The sequence below is a fragment of the Thioalkalivibrio sp. ALE25 genome (assembly GCF_000377285.1).
GTDB lineage: Bacteria > Pseudomonadota > Gammaproteobacteria > Ectothiorhodospirales > Ectothiorhodospiraceae > Thioalkalivibrio.
In genome coordinates this window covers 84443-105391 of sequence record NZ_KB897930.1, presented here as the reverse complement: position 1 = coordinate 105391, position 20949 = coordinate 84443, and the positions used below count along the sequence as shown (strand labels likewise).

Here is a 20949-nt window from a genome sequence, read left to right as displayed (position 1 = left end):
TGCGCTTCGTGGTAGACAATTCAGACATTCGGAATCTCGAAGGAGAGCGATATGCAGGACGGCCGTTTTGGTTCGGCGCTTGTGACCGGCAACTCCAGCGGGCTGGGCCTGGGGCTGACCCGGGTACTGCTGGAACAGGGCGCAAACGTCTATGGCATGAGCCGTCGCGGCTGCCCCGAGGCCGGGGTCAGCGGTGACGAGCGGGTGGACCTCGGCGACTTCACCGCCACCGGGGCCGCGATGGAACGCCTGCTGCAGGGCGTGGACTCGCTGGACCTGGTGGTGCTCAACGCGGGACTGCTGGGCCACATGCAGCGCATGCAGGACGCGCCGATGGACGAGCTACGCCTGCTCATGGACGTGAACACCTTCGCCAACAAGGTGATCCTCGACGCGCTGCTGAAGCACCGCGTGCGGGTTGGCCAGATCATCGCCATCTCCTCCGGCGCCTCGGTCTCCGGGCATGCCGGCTGGAGCGGCTACTCGCTCTCCAAGGCGGCGCTGAACATGATGATGCAGCTCTACGCCCACGAATTCCCGGAAGAGACGGCGATCAACGCCTTCGCCCCGGGCCTGGTGGATACTGCGATGCAGGACTACCTGTGCGACGAGGCCGACCGCGAGAGCTTTCCGGTCCTCCAGCGCCTGAAGGCCGCGCGCGGCACCCGCGACATGCCCAACCCCGAGGACGCCGCCCGCGCCATCCTCGACGCCCTGCCCCGCCTGCACCAGACCACCCGCGGCAGCTTCGTCGACATCCGCCAGCTCTGACGCAGCGCCGTCCCAGCCACCCAAAAGATCAAGGACGGGTGACAGGAAGACGGGAAGATCCGAAGGGGGATCGGGCTGAAGCGTTGAGGGCAGGGCTGACGAGCAGGGGCATGCACCGACATCCAGCCCCCTGTCCGTACCCAATCAATAATTCTTCCGACCTTCCCGCCTTCCTGTGAACCGCCCTGGCCCTCCTGCGTGCCATCGTGCGCTTCGTGGTGGCCCCCGGCGTGCGGAAAATCCGCGTCGCAGCGCCAAAAAAAGTTCATGGAGGGGCGTTGGATTTCGCCGGGGATGCGGCGTATAGTCGGAGACGTGATTCGTGGTTGAGCGGCAACACTAGGAAGTTTCTAGTTTCTGAACCAGTGCTCCCGTTGATCTGTTGGCAGCATGCCGCGAACACATTTGTTAGTTACATGAAGAGGTTACAAGTTGTGAATACTGGTGTTGTGAAGTGGTTCAACGAGAGCAAGGGTTTCGGTTTCATCACCCCCGATGATGGCGGCAAGGACGTGTTCGTCCATTTCTCCGCGATCAACGGTTCGGGTTTCAAGACCCTGGCCGAAGGCCAGAAGGTCTCCTTTGAGATCCAGGAAACCGCCAAGGGCCTCGCCGCCGGCGAAGTGACCGCCATCTAAGGCGCCACTCCCATGGCTGACGGCTCCTTCACTGGACCGTCCAAGAAGGCCGCCTCCGGGCGGCCTTTTTCGTGCCTGACGCCCTGTATTAACCACGAAGAACGTCAAAAGCGTTTTACAGGAAGGCGTGAAGACTGGAAGAGGGACTGGGGTGGGCATACAGGGCAGGCCTGACGGTCCGAGCATGCCACGAGCCCTCAGCCAGTACCCGCACCCAAATAACCCTTCCTGTCTTCCCATCTTCCTGTGAAACGCTCTTGATTTGACCCTTGCTCGTGGCGAAGGCGGCGGTCCGGTGCGGGTGATTCAAGTACACTGCGGGGCTTTCCCGTCGGCCGCCCGCACGCGATGAACCGCCTGTTCCGCTCCACCGCCGTTGTCAGTGGCATGACCATGATCTCCCGGATCATGGGCTATCTGCGCGACATGGTGCTGGCGGTCACCTTCGGCGCCGGGCCGGCGACCGACGCCTTCTTCGTCGCCTTTCGCATCCCCAACTTCCTGCGCCGGCTGTTCGCCGAGGGCGCCTTCAACCAGGCCTTCGTGCCGGTGTTCGCGGAGTTTCGCGAGAAGCGCGGGCGCGAAGCCCTGCGCGATCTGCTGGATCACACCGCCGGCACCCTGATGACCGTGGTGACCGTGGTGACCCTGATCGGGGTCCTGGCGGCACCGGCGCTGATCTGGGTATTCGCCCCGGGCCTGGGCACCCAGGAGGCCGGGCGCGAGGATCTGGCCGCCACCATGCTGCGGATCACCTTCCCCTACCTGCTGTTCATCTCGCTGACCGCGATGGCAGCCGGCATCCTCAACAGCATCGGGCGTTTCGCGGTGCCGGCGTTTACCCCGGTGTTCCTGAACCTGGCCCTGATCGGGGCCGCGCTGTGGCTGGCTCCGATGTTCGAGGAACCGATCATGGCCCTGGCCTGGGGCGTGTTCATCGCCGGGGCCCTGCAACTCGCCTTCCAGATCCCGTTCCTGTGGCGCGCGGGACTGCTGCCCCGCCCCCGCTTCCGGCGCGCCCACGAGGGGGTTCGCCGGATCGTGAAGCTGATGCTGCCGGCGATCCTCGGGACCTCGGTGGTGCAGATCAACCTGCTGGTGGACACCCTGATCGCCTCGTTTCTGGTCGCAGGGTCGATCTCCTGGCTGTACTTCGGCGACCGCTTCGTGGAGCTGCCGCTGGCGCTGTTCGGGATCGCCATCGGCACGGTGATCCTTCCGCGCCTGGCGCGCCAGTACAACCAGGCCGACCCGGCCGCGTTCGGCCGTACGCTGGACTGGGCCCTGCGCCTGGCGATGCTGGTGGCGCTGCCGTCCATGGTCGGACTGGTGGTGCTGGCGGTGCCGATCCTGGCCACGCTGATCCAGTACCAGGCCTTCACCCAGTTCGACACCTACATGACCGCGATGGCGCTGGCCGCATATGCGCTGGGCCTGCCCGGGTTCATCCTGATCAAGGTCCTGGCACCCGGCTTCTTCGCCCGCCAGGACACGAAGACCCCGGTCAAGATCGCGATCATCGCCATGCTCTGGAACATGGTGCTGAACGGGGCCTTCGTGCTGCCGTGGTATCTCTCCGGTATGCCGGGGGCGCACGCCGGGCTCGCGCTGGCCACCGCGGCCTCCGCCTACATCAACGCCGGGCTGCTCTATCGCGGGCTGATCCGCGAGGGCATCTACCAGCCGGGCCCGGGCCTGCGCCGGCTGCGGCTCGGGCTGCCGCTGGGCCTGGCCGCGATGATCGGCGTGCTGGCCTGGCTCTCGCCCGAGTTCGGCCAGTGGACCGAGTGGTCCATCGATACACGCCTTATGGCGCTCGCGGGTCTGATTCTGGCCGGGACCGCCACGCTCGCCGCCACGCTGTGGCTGGCCGGGCTGCGTCCGCGTCACCTGTTGCTGCGCGAGTCCACGGAAGGCGCGGATCAATGATGCCCGGGGTGGCCCCGGCGGGTTATACTCGCGGTTTTGCGCGGGATCGGGGCGATGCGGCTGATTCGCGGCCTGGGGCCGGCCGACAGCAAGGCGTTCGAGGCGGCCGGCCTGCACGGCGCGGTGGTGACCATTGGCAACTTTGATGGTCTCCATCGTGGCCATCAGGCTGTTCTGGGGCGCCTGCTCGAGGCGGCGCAGGAGCGCCAGGCGCCGGCGCTCCTGATGACCTTCGAACCGCTGCCGCGCGAGTACTTTGGCGCGCGGACCCAGGCCCCGGCTCCGCCCGGGCGCCTGCAGCGGCTGCGCGACCGCCTGGTCACCCTGGGCGACAGCGCCCTGGATGCCGCCTGGATCCTGCGCTTCGACGCGCACCTGGCCGGGCTGTCGGCGAACGCCTTCATGGAGGAGGTCCTGCACCAGCGGCTGGGGGCGCGGCACGTCCTGGTCGGGGACGACTTCCGCTTCGGCCGCGGCCGCGAGGGCGACCAGGCCGCGCTGCAGACCGCCGGCCGACGCCTCGGTTTCACTGTGGAGTCCACCCCGACGGTGCGCGACGCCGAGGGCCGTATCAGCAGCACGCGGGTGCGCGCCGCGGCCGTCGCCGGGGACTTCGCCCGGGTGACCGAGCTGCTCGGCCGGCCCTACCGCCTGCACGGTCGGGTCGCGCATGGCGAGAAGCGCGGGCGCACCATCGGCTTCCCCACCGCGAACCTGCGCCTGGGGCCCTGGCCGCTGGCGCTGCGCGGGGTGTACTCCGGCTGGCTGCGACGCGCCTCCGGCGAGGCCCTGCCGGCGGTCGCCAATATCGGCTGGCGCCCGACCGTGGACGGCACCGAACAGCGCCTGGAGGCCCACGTGCTCGAGGGCCAGCCCGACCTGTACGGCGAGGCCGTGTGCTTCGAGCCGGTCGCGCAGGTGCGCGGCGAACAACGCTTCGAGGGCCTGGAGGCGCTGCGCGCACAGATCGCGCGCGACGTCGAAACGGCCCGCATGCAACTCTCCGAACTCGACTGAAACCGGCCCCCAGGGCCGATCCGGAACTCGCTCATGGCACGCAAACCGGCACCGCCGAATCCCTACAAGGACACCCTCAACCTGCCCGAGACGGCCTTCCCCATGCGCGCCGGCCTGGCGACGCGGGAGCCCGAATGGCTGGAGGCCTGGAAGGCCGAGGACCGCTACCAGCGCCTGCGCGAGCACTGTGCCGGGCGGCCGCGCTTCGTGCTGGCGGACGGCCCGCCCTACGCCAACGGCTCGATCCATGTCGGCCACGCGGTCAACAAGATCCTCAAGGACGTGATCGTGAAGAGCCGCACCCTGGCCGGCTTTGATGCGCCCTACGTGCCGGGCTGGGACTGCCACGGCCTGCCGATCGAGCTGAAGGTGGAACAGAACCTGGGCAAGGCCGGGCGCGACGTGGATGCCGCGACCTTCCGCAAGGCCTGCCGGGAATACGCCCAGGAACAGGTGGACGGCCAGAGTGCGGACTTCCAGCGCCTGGGCGTGCTGGGCGACTGGGACAATCCCTACCTGACCATGAACTATCAGGTGGAGGCGGACACCGTCCGCGCGCTGGGCACCATCTTCAAGCGCGGCCACGTGCAGATGGGCGAGAAGCCGGTGCACTGGTGCGTGGACTGCGGCTCGGCCCTGGCCGAGGCCGAGGTCGAGTACGAGGACAAGATCTCGCAGGCGATCGACGTGCGCTTCCGAGTGGTCGACGACATCGACTTCCTGCGCCGCTTCGACGGCATCGACGGCTCGCGCGGCCCGATCAGCGTGGTGATCTGGACCACCACGCCGTGGACCCTGCCGGCCAACCAGGCGGTGGCCCTGCACCCGGAACTGGACTACGCGCTGGTGGAGCTGGAGCACGAGCGCATACTGCTGGCGGAGGACCTGGTCGAGGACTGCCTCGCACGCTACTCCCTGGGCGAAGGCAAGATCGTCGCCCGGGCCAAGGGCCAGGCGCTGGAAGGCCTGATGCTGCGCCACCCGTTCCTGGAGCGCGACGTTCCCCTGATCCTGGGCGATCACGTGACCACCGAGACCGGTACCGGGGCGGTGCACACCGCCCCCGGCCACGGCCAGGAGGACTACGCGGTCGGGCTGCAGTACAGCCTGCCAGTAGAAAATCCGGTGGGCCCGGACGGCCGCTTCCTCCCGGACACCCCGCATTTCGCCGGCGAGAACGTGCATCAGGCCAACGGCCACGTGATCGACGTGCTGAAGGAACACGGCGCGCTGATCGTGGCGGTGAAGTTCGAGCACAGCTACCCGCACTGCTGGCGCCACAAGACGCCGATCATCTTCCGCGCGACCCCGCAGTGGTTCATCAGCATGGATCGCGCGGAGCTGCGCGCCGACGCGCTGAAGGCGATCGCCGACACCCAATGGATGCCGAGTTGGGGCCAGGCGCGTATCCACGGCATGGTGGTGAACCGCCCGGACTGGTGCATCTCGCGCCAGCGCAACTGGGGCGTGCCGATCCCGTTCTTCGTGCACAAGGAGACCAACCGCCTGCATCCCCATACCCCGGAGCTGGTCGAGAAGGTCGCGCAGCGCATCGAGCGTGACGGAATCGAGGCCTGGTTCCAGCTGGATCCGAAGGAACTGCTCGGCGACAAGGCCGGCGACTACGTGAAGCTGAACGACACCCTCGACGTCTGGTTCGACTCCGGCGTGCTGCACTCCACGGTGGTGGAGAAGCGCCCGGAACTGGGCGGACTGCCGGTGGACCTGTTCCTGGAAGGCTCCGACCAGCACCGCGGCTGGTTCCAGTCCAGCCTGCTGACCAGCGTGGCCATGCGCGGCGCGGCGCCGTACAAGGCGGTGCTGACCCACGGCTTCACCGTGGACGAGAAGGGCGAGAAGATGTCCAAGTCGCGCGGCAACGTGGTCGCGCCGCAGGAGGTTGTCTCCACCCTGGGCGCGGATATCCTGCGCCTGTGGGTCGCGGCCACTGACTTCTCCGGCGAGATGGCGATCTCCAAGGACATCCTCGACCGCACCGCCGATGCCTACCGCCGCATCCGCAACACCACACGCTTCCTGCTGGGCAACCTGAACGGCTTCGAGCCGGCCGAGCACGCCCTGCCCCTGGACGAGCTGCTGCCGCTGGATCGCTGGATCGTCGCCCGCGCGCTGCAGGTACAAGGGCAGGTCACCAAAGCCTATGACGACTACCTGTTCCACCAGATCTACCAGCGTGTGCACAACTTCTGCTCGGTGGAGCTGGGCAGCTTCTACCTGGACGTGATCAAGGATCGCCAGTACACCACGCAGGCGGATTCGCACGCCCGGCGCTCGGCGCAGACCGCGCTGTACCACGTGGCCGAGGCCCTGACCCGCTGGGTGGCCCCGATCCTGACCTTCACCGCCGAGGAGATCTGGGAGCTGCTGCCCGGCGAGCGCCCGGACAGCGTGCTGTTCGCGACCTGGTACGAGGGGCTGGCCCCGCTGCCGGAAGACGCGGCGTTCTCCGACAGTGACTGGGACCGCATCCTGGAGGTGCGCACCCACGTCGCCCGCGCGCTGGAACTCGCCCGCAACGAACAGGGCATCGGCGCCTCGCTGAATGCCGAGATCGACCTGCATCTGCCGGCCGACTCCGCGGCGCGCACGCTGCTGGAGCGCCTGGGCGACGAGCTGCGCTTCGTCCTGATCACCTCGGAGGCCCGCCTTGCCGAGGGCACCGCCCCGGAAGACGCGCATACCGCCGAACTGGCAGACGGGACAGCGCTGGGCGTGGTGGTGCACAAGAGCGAACAGCCCAAGTGCGTGCGCTGCTGGCACCGCCGTCCGGATGTCGGCGAGCACGCGCAGCACCCGGAACTGTGCGGACGCTGCGTCAGCAACGTGGAAGGCCCGGGCGAGACCCGGCACTTCGCCTGATGCAACTGCGGGGTTCCGGTCTGGGCCCGGGGCTGCTGATCGCGGCCGCGATCGTGGTCGCGGACCAGGTCACCAAGGTCTGGGCGGAGCACGCGCTGACGCTGTTCGCGCCGGTCGAGGTGACGAGCTTCTTCAATCTGTCGCTGGTCTACAACCCCGGTGCGGCCTTCAGCTTCCTGGCCGGCGCCGGGGACTGGGGCCGCTGGCTGCTGACCGGCATCGCCGTGGTGATCGGGCTGCTGATCATCGGCTGGCTGGCCCGCCTGCCGCGCCGGGCGTGGTGGTCGGTGACGGCCCTGGGCCTGGTACTGGGCGGGGCCGTGGGCAACCTGATCGACCGCGTGCGCTATGGCGCGGTGGTGGATTTTCTCGACTTTCACTGGGCGGGCTATCACTGGCCGGCCTTCAACGTGGCGGACATGGCCATCGTGGTGGGGGCGATCACGCTGATCGTGGCGACCTTCATCGAGGGTGACCACAGCCATTCCGAAGACAAGCACTGAACACGGGAGCACGCATGACCACGGTCACCAAGGGCGCGCACATCGAGATGCACTATCGCCTGATCCTCGAAAACGGCTTTGTAGTGGACGGGACCGGCGACGAACCCATTACCCTGGAGATCGGCTCCGGCGAGATCCTGCCCGGCCTAGAGGATCTGCTGGTCGGGCTGGAGGCCGGCGACCACCGGGAATTTGCGATCGAGGCCGGCGTCATGTTCCCGTTCCGGGATCAGGCGGCGGTGCAACGCATGCCGCGCTCGCAGTTCCCGGATGACCTGCCGCTGGAAGTGGACTACATCTACGAGTTCAACAGCCCCTCCGGCGAGGCCGTGCCCGGCCGCATCGAAGCGGTGGAGGACGACACCGTGACGGTGGATTTCAACCACCCGCTGGCGGGGCAACACTTCACCTTCGAGGTGGATGTGGTATCCGTACGGGAGCCACAATAGGTCGCGACCGACCGCAGGAGAACACCATGAGTATCCAGGCCCAGCTCGCCAATCCGCGCGGTTTCTGCGCCGGGGTGGAACGCGCCATCGAGATCGTGGAACGCGCCCTGGAGATCTACGGCGCGCCGCTGTACGTGCGCCACGAGGTGGTGCACAACCGCCACGTGGTCGGCCGCCTGACGGATGCGGGCGTGCGCTTCGTCGAGGAACTGAGCGAAGTGCCCGACGGCCAGGTGGTGATCTTCTCAGCGCACGGCGTGCCGCGCCGCGTGCAGCAGGAGGCCGAGGATCGCGGCCTGACCGTGTTCGATGCCACCTGCCCGCTGGTCACCAAGGTCCATCTGGAGGTGGCGCGCTACGCCCGCGAGGGTCGCGAGGTCGTACTGATCGGCCACGCCGGGCACCCCGAGGTCGAGGGCACCATGGGCCAGTTCGACGACTCCCGGGGCGGCTGCATGATGCTGGTCGAGACCATCGCGGACGTCGAGAATCTGGAGGTTGCGAACCCGGACCGTCTGGCCTTCGTCTCCCAGACCACGCTGTCGATGGACGACACCGCCGGGATCATCGATGCCCTCACCGCGCGCTTCCCGAAGATCGAAGGCCCGCGCAAGATGGACATCTGCTACGCCACCCAGAACCGTCAGGATGCGGTGAAGGACCTGGCGAAGCAGTGCGACCTGCTGCTGGTGGTCGGCTCGAAGAACAGCTCGAACTCCAACCGCCTGAGCGAGATCGGCGCCCGCATGGGCGTAGCCTCCTACCTGGTGGACGGTGCCGCCGACATCGACCCCGCCTGGCTGGAGGGCAAGAGCCGCATCGGCGTCACCGCCGGCGCCTCGGCCCCGGAGGTCCTGGTCAACGAGGTGCTCGACTTCCTGCGCGGGCACGGCGTCGATACCGTCTCCGAACTCGCCGGCCGCGAAGAGACCATCACCTTCTCCATCCCCTCCGGCCTGCGCCGCGAATCCGCCTGAAAGGACGATCTACAGGAAGACGCGAAAACTGGAAGAAGGGATTGGGTGATGGCGCCCAGGACATGACAAGGGTTCGGGGCATACCCCAAGCCCCAAACCATGGCCCTCACCCCAAAAACCTTCCTGTCTTCCCATCTTCCTGTTAACCGCCCGTGACCTGATTCAGGACTCCAAACGACATGGATGATCGACCGCGTTTTCGGCTGAGTATTCGCTGCCCGGATCAGCACGGGATCGTCGCGCGCATCGCCAACGCGATCGCCAACACCGACGGCTGGATCACCGAGGCTGCACAACACACCGATGCCGAGGCCGGCTGGTTCTTCATGCGCTGGGTATTCTCGCTGCCCGTCGATGCCGAGCCCGCCCTGCGCGAACGCCTGGACGAGCTGGCCCTCGATCTCGGCATGGACTGGTGGCTGGCGGGCGCCGAAACGCGACCACGTGTGGTCCTGATGGTCTCGCGCGAGCCGCACTGCCTCAGCGACCTGCTGGCCCGCTGGAGCAACGGCGAACTGCCGATGGAGATCCCGGCGATCCTCTCCAACCATCGTGACCTGGAACCGCTGGCCCGGTGCTACGGCATCCCGTTCGAACACATCCCCGTGCCGCGCGAGAACCGCGAGTCCGCCTTCGCTACCCTGCAGGCGCGGCTCGCCGAACTCGCACCCGACGCCATCGTACTGGCGCGCTACATGCAGATCCTGCCGCCCACCCTGTGCGACGAGTACCCTGAGCGCATCCTGAACATCCACCACAGCTTCCTGCCGTCGTTCGTCGGCGCACGGCCCTACCACCAGGCCTTCGCCCGCGGCGTGAAGCTGATCGGTGCGACCTGCCACTACGTCACCGAGGACCTCGACGCCGGGCCGATCATCGAACAGGACGTCACCCGCATCCGCCATGATGACGGCGTGCAGGATCTCATCCGCAAGGGCCGCGACGTCGAACGCTGGGTCCTCGCCCGCGGCCTGCGCTACCACCTCGAAGGCCGCGTCCTCACCCACGGCAACAAGACCATCGTCTTCAACTGAACATTCGGCTTAACGCCTCCGCCGGCCACTACCCGCGTCACCTAACGCACTGCCACCACGATCGGAGACGCCTGGCCTAGACTTGGACCATCAACCGGCGGGGGTGGCCCATGAACAATACGACGAGCACGCGATCCGGCCTCTTGTCACCGGCCTCTGCGCCATGCACCCGCCCGCGCAAATGGCGGACGCTGAAGGCCCTGGCCGCGGCCAGCCTTCTGGCCCTTCTGGTCCTCCAGCCCCCGGCCGCGGCCGATGCGCTGCCCGACACCATCGAGCGCATCAAACCCTCGGTGGTCAGCATCGCCACCCACCAGCCCGCGCGCAGCCCCCGGGCCCATTACCTCGCCACCGGCTTTGCGGTCGGCGACGGGAGCCTGATCGTCACCAATCACCATGTGATCCCGACGTCCCTGGATCACGAGAACCGCGAACAACTCGTGGTGGTCAGCGGCGAAGGCCGTGACACCTCCATCCACAGCGCGGAACTGGTGGCCCATTCGGCGGACGACGACCTGGCCCTGCTGCGGATTGCCGGGCCCCCGCTGCCACCCCTGCAGCTGGGATCCTCCGATGCCGTGCGGGAAGGCGAACAACTGGCCTTTACCGGCTTCCCGATCGGCATGGTCCTGGGCACCTATCCCGCGACCCATCGCGCGAGCGTGGCGGCGCGCACCCCCATGGCGATCACCGCCCGGCGCTCGAGCGAACTGAGCGAGGCGCGCATCCGGCAACTGCGGGCCGGCGCACCCATGGTGTTTCAGCTGGATGCCACCGCCTACCCCGGCAACAGCGGGAGCCCCGTCTACCGGATCGACAGCGGCGAAGTCGTCGGCGTGATCAATCAGGTCTTCGTCCAGGGCGGACGCGAGGCGGCGGTCGGCCACCCCAGCGGGATCAGCTACGCGGTGCCAGCGGACCGGATTCGTCCGCTGCTGGCAAACGCCCGGGAGTAACCCATCGACGCCCGCACACGTCACGGCAGGCCCTGCCCGGTAGAACGCACGCCCATGGCCGCGCCCCCTCTCGACGCCCCCCGCGTCTTTCGTCAGATCCACATCGACGTGGCGCGCAACGCCACCGACGACTTCAACCCGTTCCATGACGGCGACAAGTGGATGCAGATCCGCGGCAACCCGTTTGGCGGCCCGATTGTGCTGGGCTTTCAGCTGGAATGCCTCGCCGAGGCCCTGATCACACAGGTACGCCAGGCGGAGGGCGACAGCGAGAACACCCGCGAACGGCCGTTCCGGAACTACCAGTTCACCTTTGCCGGGGCCCTGCGCCCGGACGAGGCCCTGACCACCGTGGTCAAGTCCACGAACCGACGCATGGATGAGGCGGGACGGCCGCAACTGTCGAACCGCATCGCGATGCGCACATCCGGCGGTCTGGTGCTGCTGGGACACGTGCGCGACACGGCCACCCCCCGAGCACTGCCGGACACGACTCTGCCCCTGCCCGCGGGTGTCGAGCTCGACCGGCTCGAGGACCGCTGCGAAATCGCGGACAACGGTTGGTTCCACAAGCGTAAGTTCATGACCAATAGCAACGCGAAGAATCTGCTATCGGGTTCGCTCGTGCGCCAGGCCGACTACTTCGACGAGCTGGAGGACCGGGTCAACTTTCCCGACATGTTTCCGGCATCCCTGATCTCCTGCGCCCTGCTCGAGAAGGCGCATGCCGACGGCCACGATTTCTATCGCGATCCCATGATCTACACCGCGCACCACATCAGCGTCGACCAACGTCTGGCGCGCGCCCTGCGCAGCGCCGATGCCCTGCATATGCTGGTGAGCCCGGTCGAACACGTGGACACCTCGGATCGCGGCCTGGCCGGCTCCGGGATGGCACAGCAGCGCTACCGCTGCCTCGGCCTGGTGGCCGGCCCGCGCATCCTGTTTCGCGCCGAGCTGCTCCTGGCACCCCTAAGCGTAGAGGCGGACCCCGCTACCGGGTAAAGGCCCGCTGGTCGGGTAGACGGGCGGCGGTCGAGCTGCGGGTTCGGGAGCGCGCGGACCTCAGGGAGACGCTGATTGAATCGCACGTCCGCGCTCGAGTCGCTTTTGCGTACGAACAAGGCGCGGTGACTGCGGTGCAGTCATTCTGCACAAGGGAACCGCAACGCCGTTCCCGCGCCCGTTTTTGATCAACAACGGGCGGCCGAGCCCCTGCTTTCAATGGCTTGTGGGGTTGGTGCCCCCCGATTCTGAATGAATATGGCCCGATCCTGCGTTGCGCCCCGAATCCATCAGAAACGGGCGGGTAGAACCACTACCCGCTGCACGACGCGCCTTGTCTCGGAAAACAGGGGGCACCAACGCGGACGTGCGATTCAATCAGCGTCTCCCTCAGGGTTCGGGCCGTTCCCGCTTCCCCTTGCGCTGGTCCTTGACCGCCTTGCGCACCAGATGAGGCAGGAGCAGGTGGAGCGGCATACGCAGGTAATGGGAACGCACGTACAACAGCCAGCGCGCGGCGCCGGACCCGACGCCATCGCAGCTCCAGTGATGGGGTATCAGGCCGCGACGGAACAGCCCGTCCATCAGCCCACGCAGAGGCGCCGACGGGCGCGCGCGGGCCAGGGCCGCGAAGGCCGAATCGGGCACGGGGGTCTGCAGGAATTCGCGGCCATAGCGCAGGGCGTAGAAGAGCGGGCGTGCCAGATCCATCTCGAAGGCGCGCGCCGGCAGCCGCTCCCAGAAACCCGGATCCTCGGCCACAAAGTACCGCAGCAGCGCATCCAGATCGGCCAGATCCCGCAGCCCATTCTCCAGCTCGCCGTCGTGGAACAGGTGCGTCGCGCTGTGCAGGACCATGTCCACCGGAGCCGGGATATACACCCCCGGATAGTCGTCGAGCGGCAGCGCCGCCTGCCACAGAAGATCCGGATCGGGATGCAGCCGCGCGGTCGGCGGCAGGATGGTGTGGTGCACGTCCAGCACGCTCTTGCGCTGGATGTGCGTGAGCGGCGGCAGTTCGTGCATCCACTGGCGGTAGTACCGCTGGTCATAGGCATCGTAGCCCTCGCAGACCCAACCCTGGACAAACAGGTGCTGCTCCGCCTGCTCAATCCGCGCCTGCGGGACGAGGATGTCGACATCGGAGAACTGACGCCCCGGGGCGCAGGGCAAGCCCGCCATGACATAGGCAGCGCCCTTGAGCAGCATCACCGGGATCGCCTCGGGCGCCAGGGCCTCGTGGATCCGCGCCACCTCCCAGCGGACCATGGCGTGCTGACGGTCCGCCAGGACCCGGGCCGCGTGCAGGTGCCGTCGCGGCGCCGGTGGCACCTCGGGCAGTGTCCCGGCCTCCTCGATCAATGCATGCAGCCGCCCTTCCAGGGAGGCCACCCGCGCCACCCGCACCAGCAGGTCCCAGTCCGCCAGCGAAAGCCGCCCGGCCGACTTCGGAGCGCCCAGGACCGCGAGCAGTTGCGTCAGCGCGGAGGATGTCACGCGCCCCCCGCGGTCAGGTCGTTCAGCAGCCCCAGGGTGGCATCCAGATCTGCGTACTCGAGCTCGAGGCACGCACTCTGCTCGATCAGGTCGGCCGCGGCCTCGAAGCCCGCGGCCCCCACCACGCTGTAGTTGAACGACGACCCGACCAGCCGCTGCAGGGCCACGGCCCGGTCCAGCGGCGCAAGGTGGTCACGGCCCCCCGCGGCAAAACGCGGGAAGACCAGCCAGGCCGGTCGCGCCGGGTCGTGCATCTTCTGAATACTCGCATCCGGCGGTCTCAGATGCGCCACGGTCCCCTTGCTGGTGTCATGCGAGGCGGGCCCGATGACCGCCTGCGGGTAGCGCTCGCGGATCAGGTCAATGGCTGCATTCTTCAGGCTGACCGGGCGCGGCAGGGCCACCAGCTGCCCGTCCGTCAGGGAAAGCAGGGCGAATTCGTCCGACAGCAGGCGCCAGCCGGACAGGGTCAGCGCGGCGGTCAGCGTGCTCTTCCCCGCCCCCGGCTCGCCCGGCATCACCAGCGCCCGACCGTTACGTTCCAGCACCGCCGCGTGGATCATCAGGAAGTCGTGGGCGTGCTGGGCAATGCACCAGTTCAGTCCCCACTCGAACAGCGGGTAGGCGTGGGCGTGCGGCAAGGGGCGAAAAGGCGAGCGCCCATCGAGAAAGAAACGCGCCTGCGGCCGCCAGACCGCGCGCAGGCCGGAGGACCCGGCGAGGGTGACGTGGAAGTCGGCAAACGGCGCGCTGCCCGCCGGCAGCACCTGCCGGTCATAGAACAGGGCCACGGCGCGCGCGATCCGGTCCAGCCGCGACCGCAAGCGCACCACAAAGGGCCCCACCTGGATGGCCAGGCCGGCGTCCCGCAACTCGGCCCTCAGGTCCGGGTGCCCCGTCACGCCTCCCGCGACTCCGGCACACGACGGACCAGATCGTGCTGGCGCAACTGGCTCAGGCCGGCCTGCATGGCATCCTCCAACTCCCCCTCCGCGGCGTCGTAGCGCTGTTCAAGGTACTCGAACAACGCCTCCGGCGTCATCGGACCGCCCTGCAGGGCCTGAAAAAGATCGGCCAGGGGCGGCTGCAGCACGTGGGTGGCACCACAGCGCTGGTCGTAGACGACCACCGCCTCGCCCCACGCCCGCACGTGAGCGGCGGGCAGCGGGATCAGCGCCAGGGGAGTCTCTTCAGAAACGGACACGCGGACCTCGCGGACCGTGTGGGCTGATGTACCGGGCACGGCGCCGGGGGTCAGCGATTGCGATTGCCCTGCAGGTTGGATTGGCTGGTGCGCACTTCCACGCACACACCCTGCTCGTTGCGCGAGTAGCCATCCTCGCAGTCGCCCTGGCTGTTGATCGGGCAGAAGCGCTCATTCATGTAGACGAAGACGTTCTTCACGGCCGTGTACTTGTCCGCGTCATCACGGGCCATGGAATAGGCCTTGATCACTTCGTCCACCGAGGCGCCAAAGTCGATCGAGGTGCAGGCCGCGTTCAGGACCGCGCCCACCGCATGCCAGTCCAGCGAGCCACTGCACACGCCACTGGACTGGAGCACCTCCATCAGCGACGGCGAGCCACTCAGGCACTCCGGCTTGTAGCCGAACACCGACTCGAAGGAGGTCGCGCCACCGGGATGCACCGTCGCATCGAAGCGGCGGCACTGACTACCCGGGGGATTGGTCTCGTGGCAGGTCCCCGGGGAGTAGCCGGTGCAGTCCCAGGCGAACCAGTTGTTCTTCCAGAAGCCCGGCGTGCAGCCATCGCCCTCGGTGCACTCGTGGTCGATATTGGAGACGTTGGCGGAGAAGATATTGCCCGACAGCGAACACTGCCCCTGTGCACCCCAGACCGACTTGGCGGGGAGGGACACCAGCATCGCGCCACCCAGGCCGGCGGTGGTCAGACGGCGGCGGGTCCGGCTGCGCGGGCCGGCTGAAGCCTCGTCCCGATCCACGGGGCTGCCGGACGGATCCTCGCCCTCCGGGCCATGGCTGTGGTTCTGATCGTGTTCGTCGCTCATTCTTGCCTGCTCCAGGTCCGTCCCCGGCGTCACGCCGTTCGCGCCAGGGCACCCGCCTCCACCCGCACCGGGGGAATTTCGGGGCACACTGCAATCAGACGCTTTCTACCAAGAGTTAGCAAGCGCAATGCCACTCCATCGAATAACGGGTAACTCACTGATATCGAGGGCCGCCTCACCAGACCTCGAGTTCGCAAGGGAGCTCGTCGCCGCCAAGTGCAAAATTTCCCGACAGGGGCCGGACGACTGGCGCATCACGCCCTGCGCAAGCGCAGAATGAACGAATGGCTCAGCCATGCCCCGGCGACCGGCACCGTCTGCAGCACGCCACGGGTGGCCCGGTTCTCCAGCAGTGGCTGCAGGCGCGCGAGACGCCCGGGTGCCAGCGGCAACCAGTCCAGTTCCAGCGCCACCAGACCCTCGGCCTCGGCGGTGGCACGCAGGGCGGCGGGATCGTCGTAGCGCAAATGCGGCGGCCGGCCCCGGCGATGGCGCCGCCACTCCCGAAGCGCCGTGGGCAGACACCGCAGGTTCAGCGCATCGACCCAGGCCTCGCCACCGGGACGCAGGACCCGCCGGATCTCGGCCAGTGCCGGCGCAGGCTCCGACAACGCCTGCATTACGCCAAAACAGAGTACCCCGTCGAACGCGGCCTCCGGCAGCGGAAGATGCTGGATATCCGCCGCCAGCCACGGGATCGCCGGATCGCTGCGATCCCTCGCCTTCGCCAGGGACGGGTTGGAGTAGTCCAGCCCCCACACCGCATGACCCTGCGCATGCAGCATTCGCGTGTAGGTACCCGCGCCACAGCCGATATCGAGCCAGCGTCCGGGCGCATGGGCCGCGTCCCGCCAGAGACGCTCGAACTGCCGCACGCGGCTGTTCAGGCCAGTCGGCGTCCAGCCGGCGATCCCGGCGTCATCCTCCAGGCTCGCCCCGCGTTCGAGGAAACGCTGGCGCCAGCGGCGCTCGAATCCGGCGTCCTTCATGGCACCCTCGCCGTCATTGCCGCCCCTCGCTCACCTGGCCGATCAGTTCGGTCGCGGCCGTCAGCACATGATCGCGGGAAAACCCGGCGCGGCTCATCTCGTCGTACAGCGTGCGCGCGAGCAACCGGGCAACGCGCTCCGGTGCGTGGGTAATGGGCCCCGTCGCCGCTCCCGGCTGACGGGCCAGCGCCATTTGCGTGAAACTGGTGCGCAGCAGCCCCTTCAGCCGATGGACCAGTACGGACTTGGCCACCACCAGCGCCAGGATCGACGCCATGCGCAGATCCTCCTGCGTCAGCCGCCGCTGATCACGCGGGGAATCAATATTGATCACGCCGATCACTTCGCCATCGAGCAGCACCGGCACCGCGATCACGTCGACCGCCTCCACCTCGTGGCAACGGCGGGCGTCGCCGGCAAATTCGGAATGGTGGAGATCGTTGATCAGGAGCCCTTTGCCGGATGCGGCGACCTGTCCCGCGATGCCGGTCCCGAAACGCTGGGACTCCCCGTAGGCCTGCGGCACGAGCGCCCCCTGGTGCGCCTCGACCCGGAGGCGTGGTTCGCCGGTCTCCGGATCCTGTTTGACCAGCATGATCGAGCAATGCCGGCAGTCCATGGCGTGGCCCACCAGGACCGTCAACTGGTGCAGCCCCTTCTCCATGGACTCGGCTTCTTCAACAAACCGGGCCAGCTCGAGCAGGTGCTCGTCAAACGCCTCGAAGGCCTTGTTCATCTCCCGGGATCCAAGGAAGGTCGGTCAAACGAGAGTAGCAGCGGGATTTCCCGACAGGTACCCGCCCCGGGCCATGCCGTCTGCGCGACCGTGAGCCGACACGAAAAACCCCCGGTCTGGCGAAAAGCCAGCACCGGGGGTTACCGGCCAGCTCAGCTGGCTCCAGGCCCGGCCCGCGCCGAAACAGCGTTAGCATCCAAACCGGCTCGCAGCGGCGCCGACGCCACGCCCAGCAACAGCGTCAGGTAAAACAGCAGCGCGATTCGTGGCGAGAAGAACAGCGTGCTGAACAGTCCGATAGCCAAGGCCCCCGTAAGTGCGGCGGCGGCCCCCAGCGCCACCCGATCGCCCGTCAGGCCACGCCGCAGCAGCAGGACGAGGGCGGCCAGGGTGAGCCAGACGAAGGCCAGCAGGCCGAGCCCGCCCTGGTCGAAGTAGATCTCCAGCCACTGATTCTCGACCCGCCACGGGCGAAGGTGATCCGTCGTGAAATACCAGTACCGCCCCAGCTGTCGGAAATCGGCATTGGCCACATATTCACGGCCCTCCGAATCGCGGATCTGCACACTGTAAAATTCGACGACAGACTGCTGCCGGGCATCGACCGCCAGGGACAGCACCAGTCCGCGCTGGAACGGCCACCGGCGCGACTCCATCGGCTCCAGATCGAAACGCCACTGGAAGGACTCGCGCCCTCCCTCCTGCAGACGCATCCCCTCACTGCGACAGGCAAACGAATGCCGGATCGGCTTTTCGCAGACAAACACCCGGAAGCCAGCGGCCTCGGCACCGGCCACCCGCACGCTCGCGGTGTACTGACCGTCGCGGGGCAGACGCACGCGTTGGTTCACGAACAGCGAGTCGCCACCCCCGATGTGCAGGCGCGGCTCACCCTCTTCGCGGCTGAAGGCGAGGTTCGCGGGCAGGCGTCCGTCGCGGTTGCCCGTACGGTAGTGCTCGGGGAAACTGCCTACCCCGCGCCCTAGCAGCGCGGCCAGAGAACCGCCACCGGGCAGTTCCAGGGCCTCGCGCCAGTGGTCTGCACGGGTGCCGAAATCGCGCTCGATCTGGCCCAGACGCTGTTCGGCGAAACCGCCCAGCGTGGTGCCCGCCACCACGGCTATCGCCACCAGCGGCAGCAGCACGCCCACTACCGCGCCGCGGCCCGGGCGCGCGCGCCCGGCCACTGTGGCCAGTACCACTCCGAGCAGCAGGATGGCCACGGCCACCGCCAGACCGAGGTAGCCGCCGCGAGAATAGGTCATTGCGACCGCGTAGGCCGTCCCCAGCGCCAGCACGGCGGTGCCCGCGAGCATCAGGCCGGGACGCTGCCGCCAGCACCAGACCAGGGCCAGCGGAAAGGCCAATACCAGGAAGCTCTCGATACTGGGGCCACCGGCCTGCATCTCCGAGAACAGGCCGGAGAGCCGGTAGCCGCTGTCGAAATCCAGCAGCCCGGGGTAGGTGATCCGTTCCCGCACCACGAAGGCCAGCTGTGCCAGCAGGGCCAGGGCCACGCCCGGGAGAAACCAGCGTGTCACCTGCTCCCGGACCGGAATGGGCGCCACGCGCAACACCGCCAGCAGCACCACCGCCCACAGCAGTCCCTTGGCCACCCGCAGCGCATTCCATTCGTGGGCAAAGTGCACCGCTGCGCCGGGATTCCAGCCTCCGGGCGGCCACAGGGCCAGCGCCAGCCCGATCAGGGTGGAGACGACCAGCAGCCCCAGTGGCCAGCGGATCCCGCGCGGCAGGAGCGATACGCCCGCATGCAGCGCATGTGGCCCCCGCCACAGGGCCACGGCCAGGGTCATCAGCAGGAACAGATCCAGCTCGGAGACGAACAGGCGCCCGTGGTAGAGAGTCAGGTCCAGCGTGGCCAGCAGAACCGGGATCACGACCAGCCAGGCCTGCGGGCGCCAGGCCAGCAAGACGGCGTAGGCCAGCAACCCCGCGGCCAGCGCGACCGGCGCCACCGGCCAGGTCACCGCCGCCAATACGGCCACCAGGGCCAGGAGACCGCCAAGGGCCTGGCGCAACCGCTGCAGAGAGCCCTCGACGGGGCCTGGATCACCCGGACCCGGGACAACACTGCGGGGCTCGTGTCGCGACGCGACGGCCGGTTGCGCGACACCCGCCACGCTCGCGCGTTCCAGCCACTGCAGTGAGGCCGCCATGAACCCGGCCGCCAGCCCGGCCAGGACCAGGCTGGCCGGGTCCGGGCGGGCACCGTCCACAAACAGCTTGGCGGCCTCGACCGCCAGTGCCAGCGCAACCCCCGCGACGACGGCCAGCAGGTTCAACGCGGCCGGTTGCAGTGGATGACGCAACTGCCAGAGCCAGACCAGCATCCCCAGAGGCGCGTACATGGCCAGGTGCAGCGCGGTACTGCGCAGGGCGTGGATCTCGTCCACGTGGTAGTGGTAGTAGAACGGCCACAGGTTCAGGTCGGCCCACTGGGCACGGACCGCCTCCCCGTCGGCGTGAAACGCACCGAAGCCGTGGTTGAGTGCGACCAGCAGCAAGGCATAGGCGACAGCGCCGGTCACAAGCAACGGGGTGGCGAACTGCTGCAGCGTCCGGATCACGCCATGGGGATGCACGGGCAGGCGCCGGAACAGGACGAGGCCGATCCCCATCCCCAGTGCCCGCAGCAGCACGGAACGTCCTTCGGCAATCCCCGACAGAGTCGCCAGATTCAACAGCTCCAGCAGGCCCGCCAGCAGCAGGGCCAGGGGAATCCCGGCCCCTAGCAGCGAAGCTCCGCGCCGCTGCAGCCAAAGCGCCAGGAGCAAGCCCACCGGTACACTGACCACCAACTCCAGCGTCAGCCAGCTGATACAGCGGAGACCACCCGTGCAGGCGCCGGCCGCCACCCACCAGCCCCAGGCATCCGATGCCAACCGGGCCCGCAACTCGTCCGCGGCCAGTACAAAGTCAAAGGGGACGAAGCCAATCAGCACGTAGAGCGCGGCATAGACCACCAGACCGGCGGTCAGGGTCTGCGCACCCGCGCCTTCCAGCACCTGCCGCCAGCGCACCAGCGGATCGCGCAGGGCCAGCCAGACGAGCGAACCGGCCACGGCCCCGGAAAAGTTACCGGCAATATCGGCGCCCGCGGGGTGCCGATAGGGCAGCCAGACCTGCAGGAACTCCACGCTCGCCGTAACCGCCAGCCCCAGGGCTGCCACGAAGGTGAACACCGCAAACGCCGTCAGTCGATTCCGGCGGCCATGGGTCAGCCACGCGGTCCAGAAGAACCCCAGCGGCAGGAACATCAGGGCATTGGCCATAAACTGCTGGCGGCCGCTGGTCCCGGGGCCGGTCAGGCTCATGCCGCGGTAGATCTCCCAGGCACGCTCCAGACTAACCGAGCCGAATTCGAACGGCAGCAGCGTCAAATAGATCGCCGCTCCCAGCGACAGCCAGGCCCAGAGCGCACAGGTGCGCAGCGACAGAGGTTCCACAGCGGCGGCCGGCGGGCTCATCGAAGGGTGGGGGAAACGCCGATCCAGGGATGTATTCCGCCACGCGCCGCCC

Annotated in this window: 18 protein-coding genes; 11 read left to right on the top strand and 7 right to left on the bottom strand. The window is 68.0% G+C overall.

Translation table 11 applies throughout. The annotated features are described in order from the left end of the window. Positions 1-51 precede the first annotated feature (51 nt). The 11 genes from C996_RS0106570 (at position 52) to C996_RS0106520 (ending at position 12159) form a co-directional block, all read left to right on the top strand. Positions 52-771 carry an SDR family NAD(P)-dependent oxidoreductase gene (locus C996_RS0106570; protein ID WP_018866658.1) on the top strand — a complete coding sequence of 240 codons (720 nt, stop codon included), beginning with the start codon at positions 52-54 and terminating at the stop codon, positions 769-771. A 434-nt stretch (positions 772-1205) separates the two neighbouring features. After that, positions 1206-1409, top strand: coding sequence for a cold-shock protein (locus tag C996_RS0106565; RefSeq protein ID WP_018873518.1), 204 nt, complete (start codon positions 1206-1208; stop codon positions 1407-1409). Between the two features lie 348 nt (positions 1410-1757). Beyond that, positions 1758-3338: a murein biosynthesis integral membrane protein MurJ gene (murJ, locus tag C996_RS0106560; RefSeq protein ID WP_018866657.1), complete on the top strand. Its 1581-nt coding sequence runs from the start codon at positions 1758-1760 to the stop codon at positions 3336-3338. 54 nt (positions 3339-3392) lie between these two features. Then, entirely contained in the window at positions 3393-4355 is a 963-nt protein-coding gene (locus tag C996_RS0106555) for a bifunctional riboflavin kinase/FAD synthetase (RefSeq protein ID WP_018866656.1), read from the top strand. Between the two features lie 33 nt (positions 4356-4388). Further along, the gene (gene ileS, locus C996_RS0106550; RefSeq protein ID WP_018866655.1) at positions 4389-7235 is read left to right on the top strand and encodes an isoleucine--tRNA ligase; all 2847 of its coding nucleotides are present in this window, start codon (positions 4389-4391) and stop codon (positions 7233-7235) included. Beyond that, entirely contained in the window at positions 7235-7738 is a 504-nt protein-coding gene (gene lspA, locus C996_RS0106545; protein ID WP_018866654.1) for a signal peptidase II, read from the top strand. The genes ileS and lspA overlap by 1 nt, the downstream gene beginning before the upstream one ends. Positions 7739-7752: 14 nt before the next feature. Further along, positions 7753-8187: a peptidylprolyl isomerase gene (locus tag C996_RS0106540; RefSeq protein WP_018866653.1), complete on the top strand. Its 435-nt coding sequence runs from the start codon at positions 7753-7755 to the stop codon at positions 8185-8187. 26 nt (positions 8188-8213) lie between these two features. Further along, on the top strand, positions 8214-9164 hold the full coding sequence (gene ispH / locus C996_RS0106535) for a 4-hydroxy-3-methylbut-2-enyl diphosphate reductase (protein ID WP_018866652.1): 951 nt from the start codon (positions 8214-8216) through the stop codon (positions 9162-9164). A 179-nt stretch (positions 9165-9343) separates the two neighbouring features. Further along, a complete protein-coding gene (gene purU, locus C996_RS0106530; protein ID WP_018866651.1) occupies positions 9344-10198 on the top strand; it encodes a formyltetrahydrofolate deformylase in 855 nt (284 codons plus the stop codon). A 110-nt stretch (positions 10199-10308) separates the two neighbouring features. Beyond that, the gene (locus C996_RS0106525; RefSeq protein ID WP_038035702.1) at positions 10309-11154 is read left to right on the top strand and encodes a S1C family serine protease; all 846 of its coding nucleotides are present in this window, start codon (positions 10309-10311) and stop codon (positions 11152-11154) included. 54 nt (positions 11155-11208) lie between these two features. Continuing rightward, on the top strand, positions 11209-12159 hold the full coding sequence (locus tag C996_RS0106520) for a hypothetical protein (protein WP_018866649.1): 951 nt from the start codon (positions 11209-11211) through the stop codon (positions 12157-12159). A 390-nt stretch (positions 12160-12549) separates the two neighbouring features. Here C996_RS0106520 and C996_RS0106515 read toward each other — a convergent pair whose 3' ends face one another. The 7 genes from C996_RS0106515 to C996_RS0106485 form a co-directional block, all read right to left on the bottom strand. After that, positions 12550-13656 (bottom strand): nucleotidyltransferase family protein, encoded by a 1107-nt coding sequence (locus C996_RS0106515; RefSeq protein ID WP_018866648.1) that lies wholly within the window; start codon positions 13654-13656, stop codon positions 12550-12552. After that, complete coding sequence (locus C996_RS0106510) at positions 13653-14558, bottom strand: HprK-related kinase A (protein WP_018866647.1); 906 nt, start codon at positions 14556-14558, stop codon at positions 13653-13655. The genes C996_RS0106515 and C996_RS0106510 overlap by 4 nt, the downstream gene beginning before the upstream one ends. After that, positions 14555-14860 carry an HPr-rel-A system PqqD family peptide chaperone gene (locus tag C996_RS0106505; protein WP_018866646.1) on the bottom strand — a complete coding sequence of 102 codons (306 nt, stop codon included), beginning with the start codon at positions 14858-14860 and terminating at the stop codon, positions 14555-14557. The genes C996_RS0106510 and C996_RS0106505 overlap by 4 nt, the downstream gene beginning before the upstream one ends. 50 nt (positions 14861-14910) lie before the next feature. Further along, positions 14911-15684 carry a hypothetical protein gene (locus tag C996_RS0106500; RefSeq protein WP_018866645.1) on the bottom strand — a complete coding sequence of 258 codons (774 nt, stop codon included), beginning with the start codon at positions 15682-15684 and terminating at the stop codon, positions 14911-14913. Between the two features lie 254 nt (positions 15685-15938). Then, positions 15939-16673 (bottom strand): bifunctional 2-polyprenyl-6-hydroxyphenol methylase/3-demethylubiquinol 3-O-methyltransferase UbiG, encoded by a 735-nt coding sequence (locus C996_RS0106495; RefSeq protein WP_018866644.1) that lies wholly within the window; start codon positions 16671-16673, stop codon positions 15939-15941. 13 nt (positions 16674-16686) lie between these two features. Beyond that, entirely contained in the window at positions 16687-17409 is a 723-nt protein-coding gene (locus tag C996_RS0106490; protein ID WP_018866643.1) for a GAF domain-containing protein, read from the bottom strand. A gap of 152 nt (positions 17410-17561) precedes the next feature. Next, positions 17562-20897 carry a VanZ family protein gene (locus C996_RS0106485; RefSeq protein ID WP_018866642.1) on the bottom strand — a complete coding sequence of 1112 codons (3336 nt, stop codon included), beginning with the start codon at positions 20895-20897 and terminating at the stop codon, positions 17562-17564. Between the last annotated feature and the right edge of the window lie 52 nt (positions 20898-20949).

Coding starts and splice junctions, on each gene's coding strand:
- ispH (WP_018866652.1), top strand. CDS start 8,214: ATGAGTATCCAGGCCCAGCTCGCCAATCCGCGCGGTTTCTGCGCCGGG.
- murJ (WP_018866657.1), top strand. CDS start 1,758: ATGAACCGCCTGTTCCGCTCCACCGCCGTTGTCAGTGGCATGACCATG.
- C996_RS0106525 (WP_038035702.1), top strand. CDS start 10,309: ATGAACAATACGACGAGCACGCGATCCGGCCTCTTGTCACCGGCCTCT.
- C996_RS0106485 (WP_018866642.1), bottom strand. CDS start 20,897: ATGAGCCCGCCGGCCGCCGCTGTGGAACCTCTGTCGCTGCGCACCTGT.
- purU (WP_018866651.1), top strand. CDS start 9,344: ATGGATGATCGACCGCGTTTTCGGCTGAGTATTCGCTGCCCGGATCAG.
- lspA (WP_018866654.1), top strand. CDS start 7,235: ATGCAACTGCGGGGTTCCGGTCTGGGCCCGGGGCTGCTGATCGCGGCC.
- C996_RS0106570 (WP_018866658.1), top strand. CDS start 52: ATGCAGGACGGCCGTTTTGGTTCGGCGCTTGTGACCGGCAACTCCAGC.
- C996_RS0106540 (WP_018866653.1), top strand. CDS start 7,753: ATGACCACGGTCACCAAGGGCGCGCACATCGAGATGCACTATCGCCTG.
- C996_RS0106555 (WP_018866656.1), top strand. CDS start 3,393: ATGCGGCTGATTCGCGGCCTGGGGCCGGCCGACAGCAAGGCGTTCGAG.
- C996_RS0106495 (WP_018866644.1), bottom strand. CDS start 16,673: ATGAAGGACGCCGGATTCGAGCGCCGCTGGCGCCAGCGTTTCCTCGAA.
- ileS (WP_018866655.1), top strand. CDS start 4,389: ATGGCACGCAAACCGGCACCGCCGAATCCCTACAAGGACACCCTCAAC.
- C996_RS0106490 (WP_018866643.1), bottom strand. CDS start 17,409: ATGAACAAGGCCTTCGAGGCGTTTGACGAGCACCTGCTCGAGCTGGCC.
- C996_RS0106500 (WP_018866645.1), bottom strand. CDS start 15,684: ATGAGCGACGAACACGATCAGAACCACAGCCATGGCCCGGAGGGCGAG.
- C996_RS0106520 (WP_018866649.1), top strand. CDS start 11,209: ATGGCCGCGCCCCCTCTCGACGCCCCCCGCGTCTTTCGTCAGATCCAC.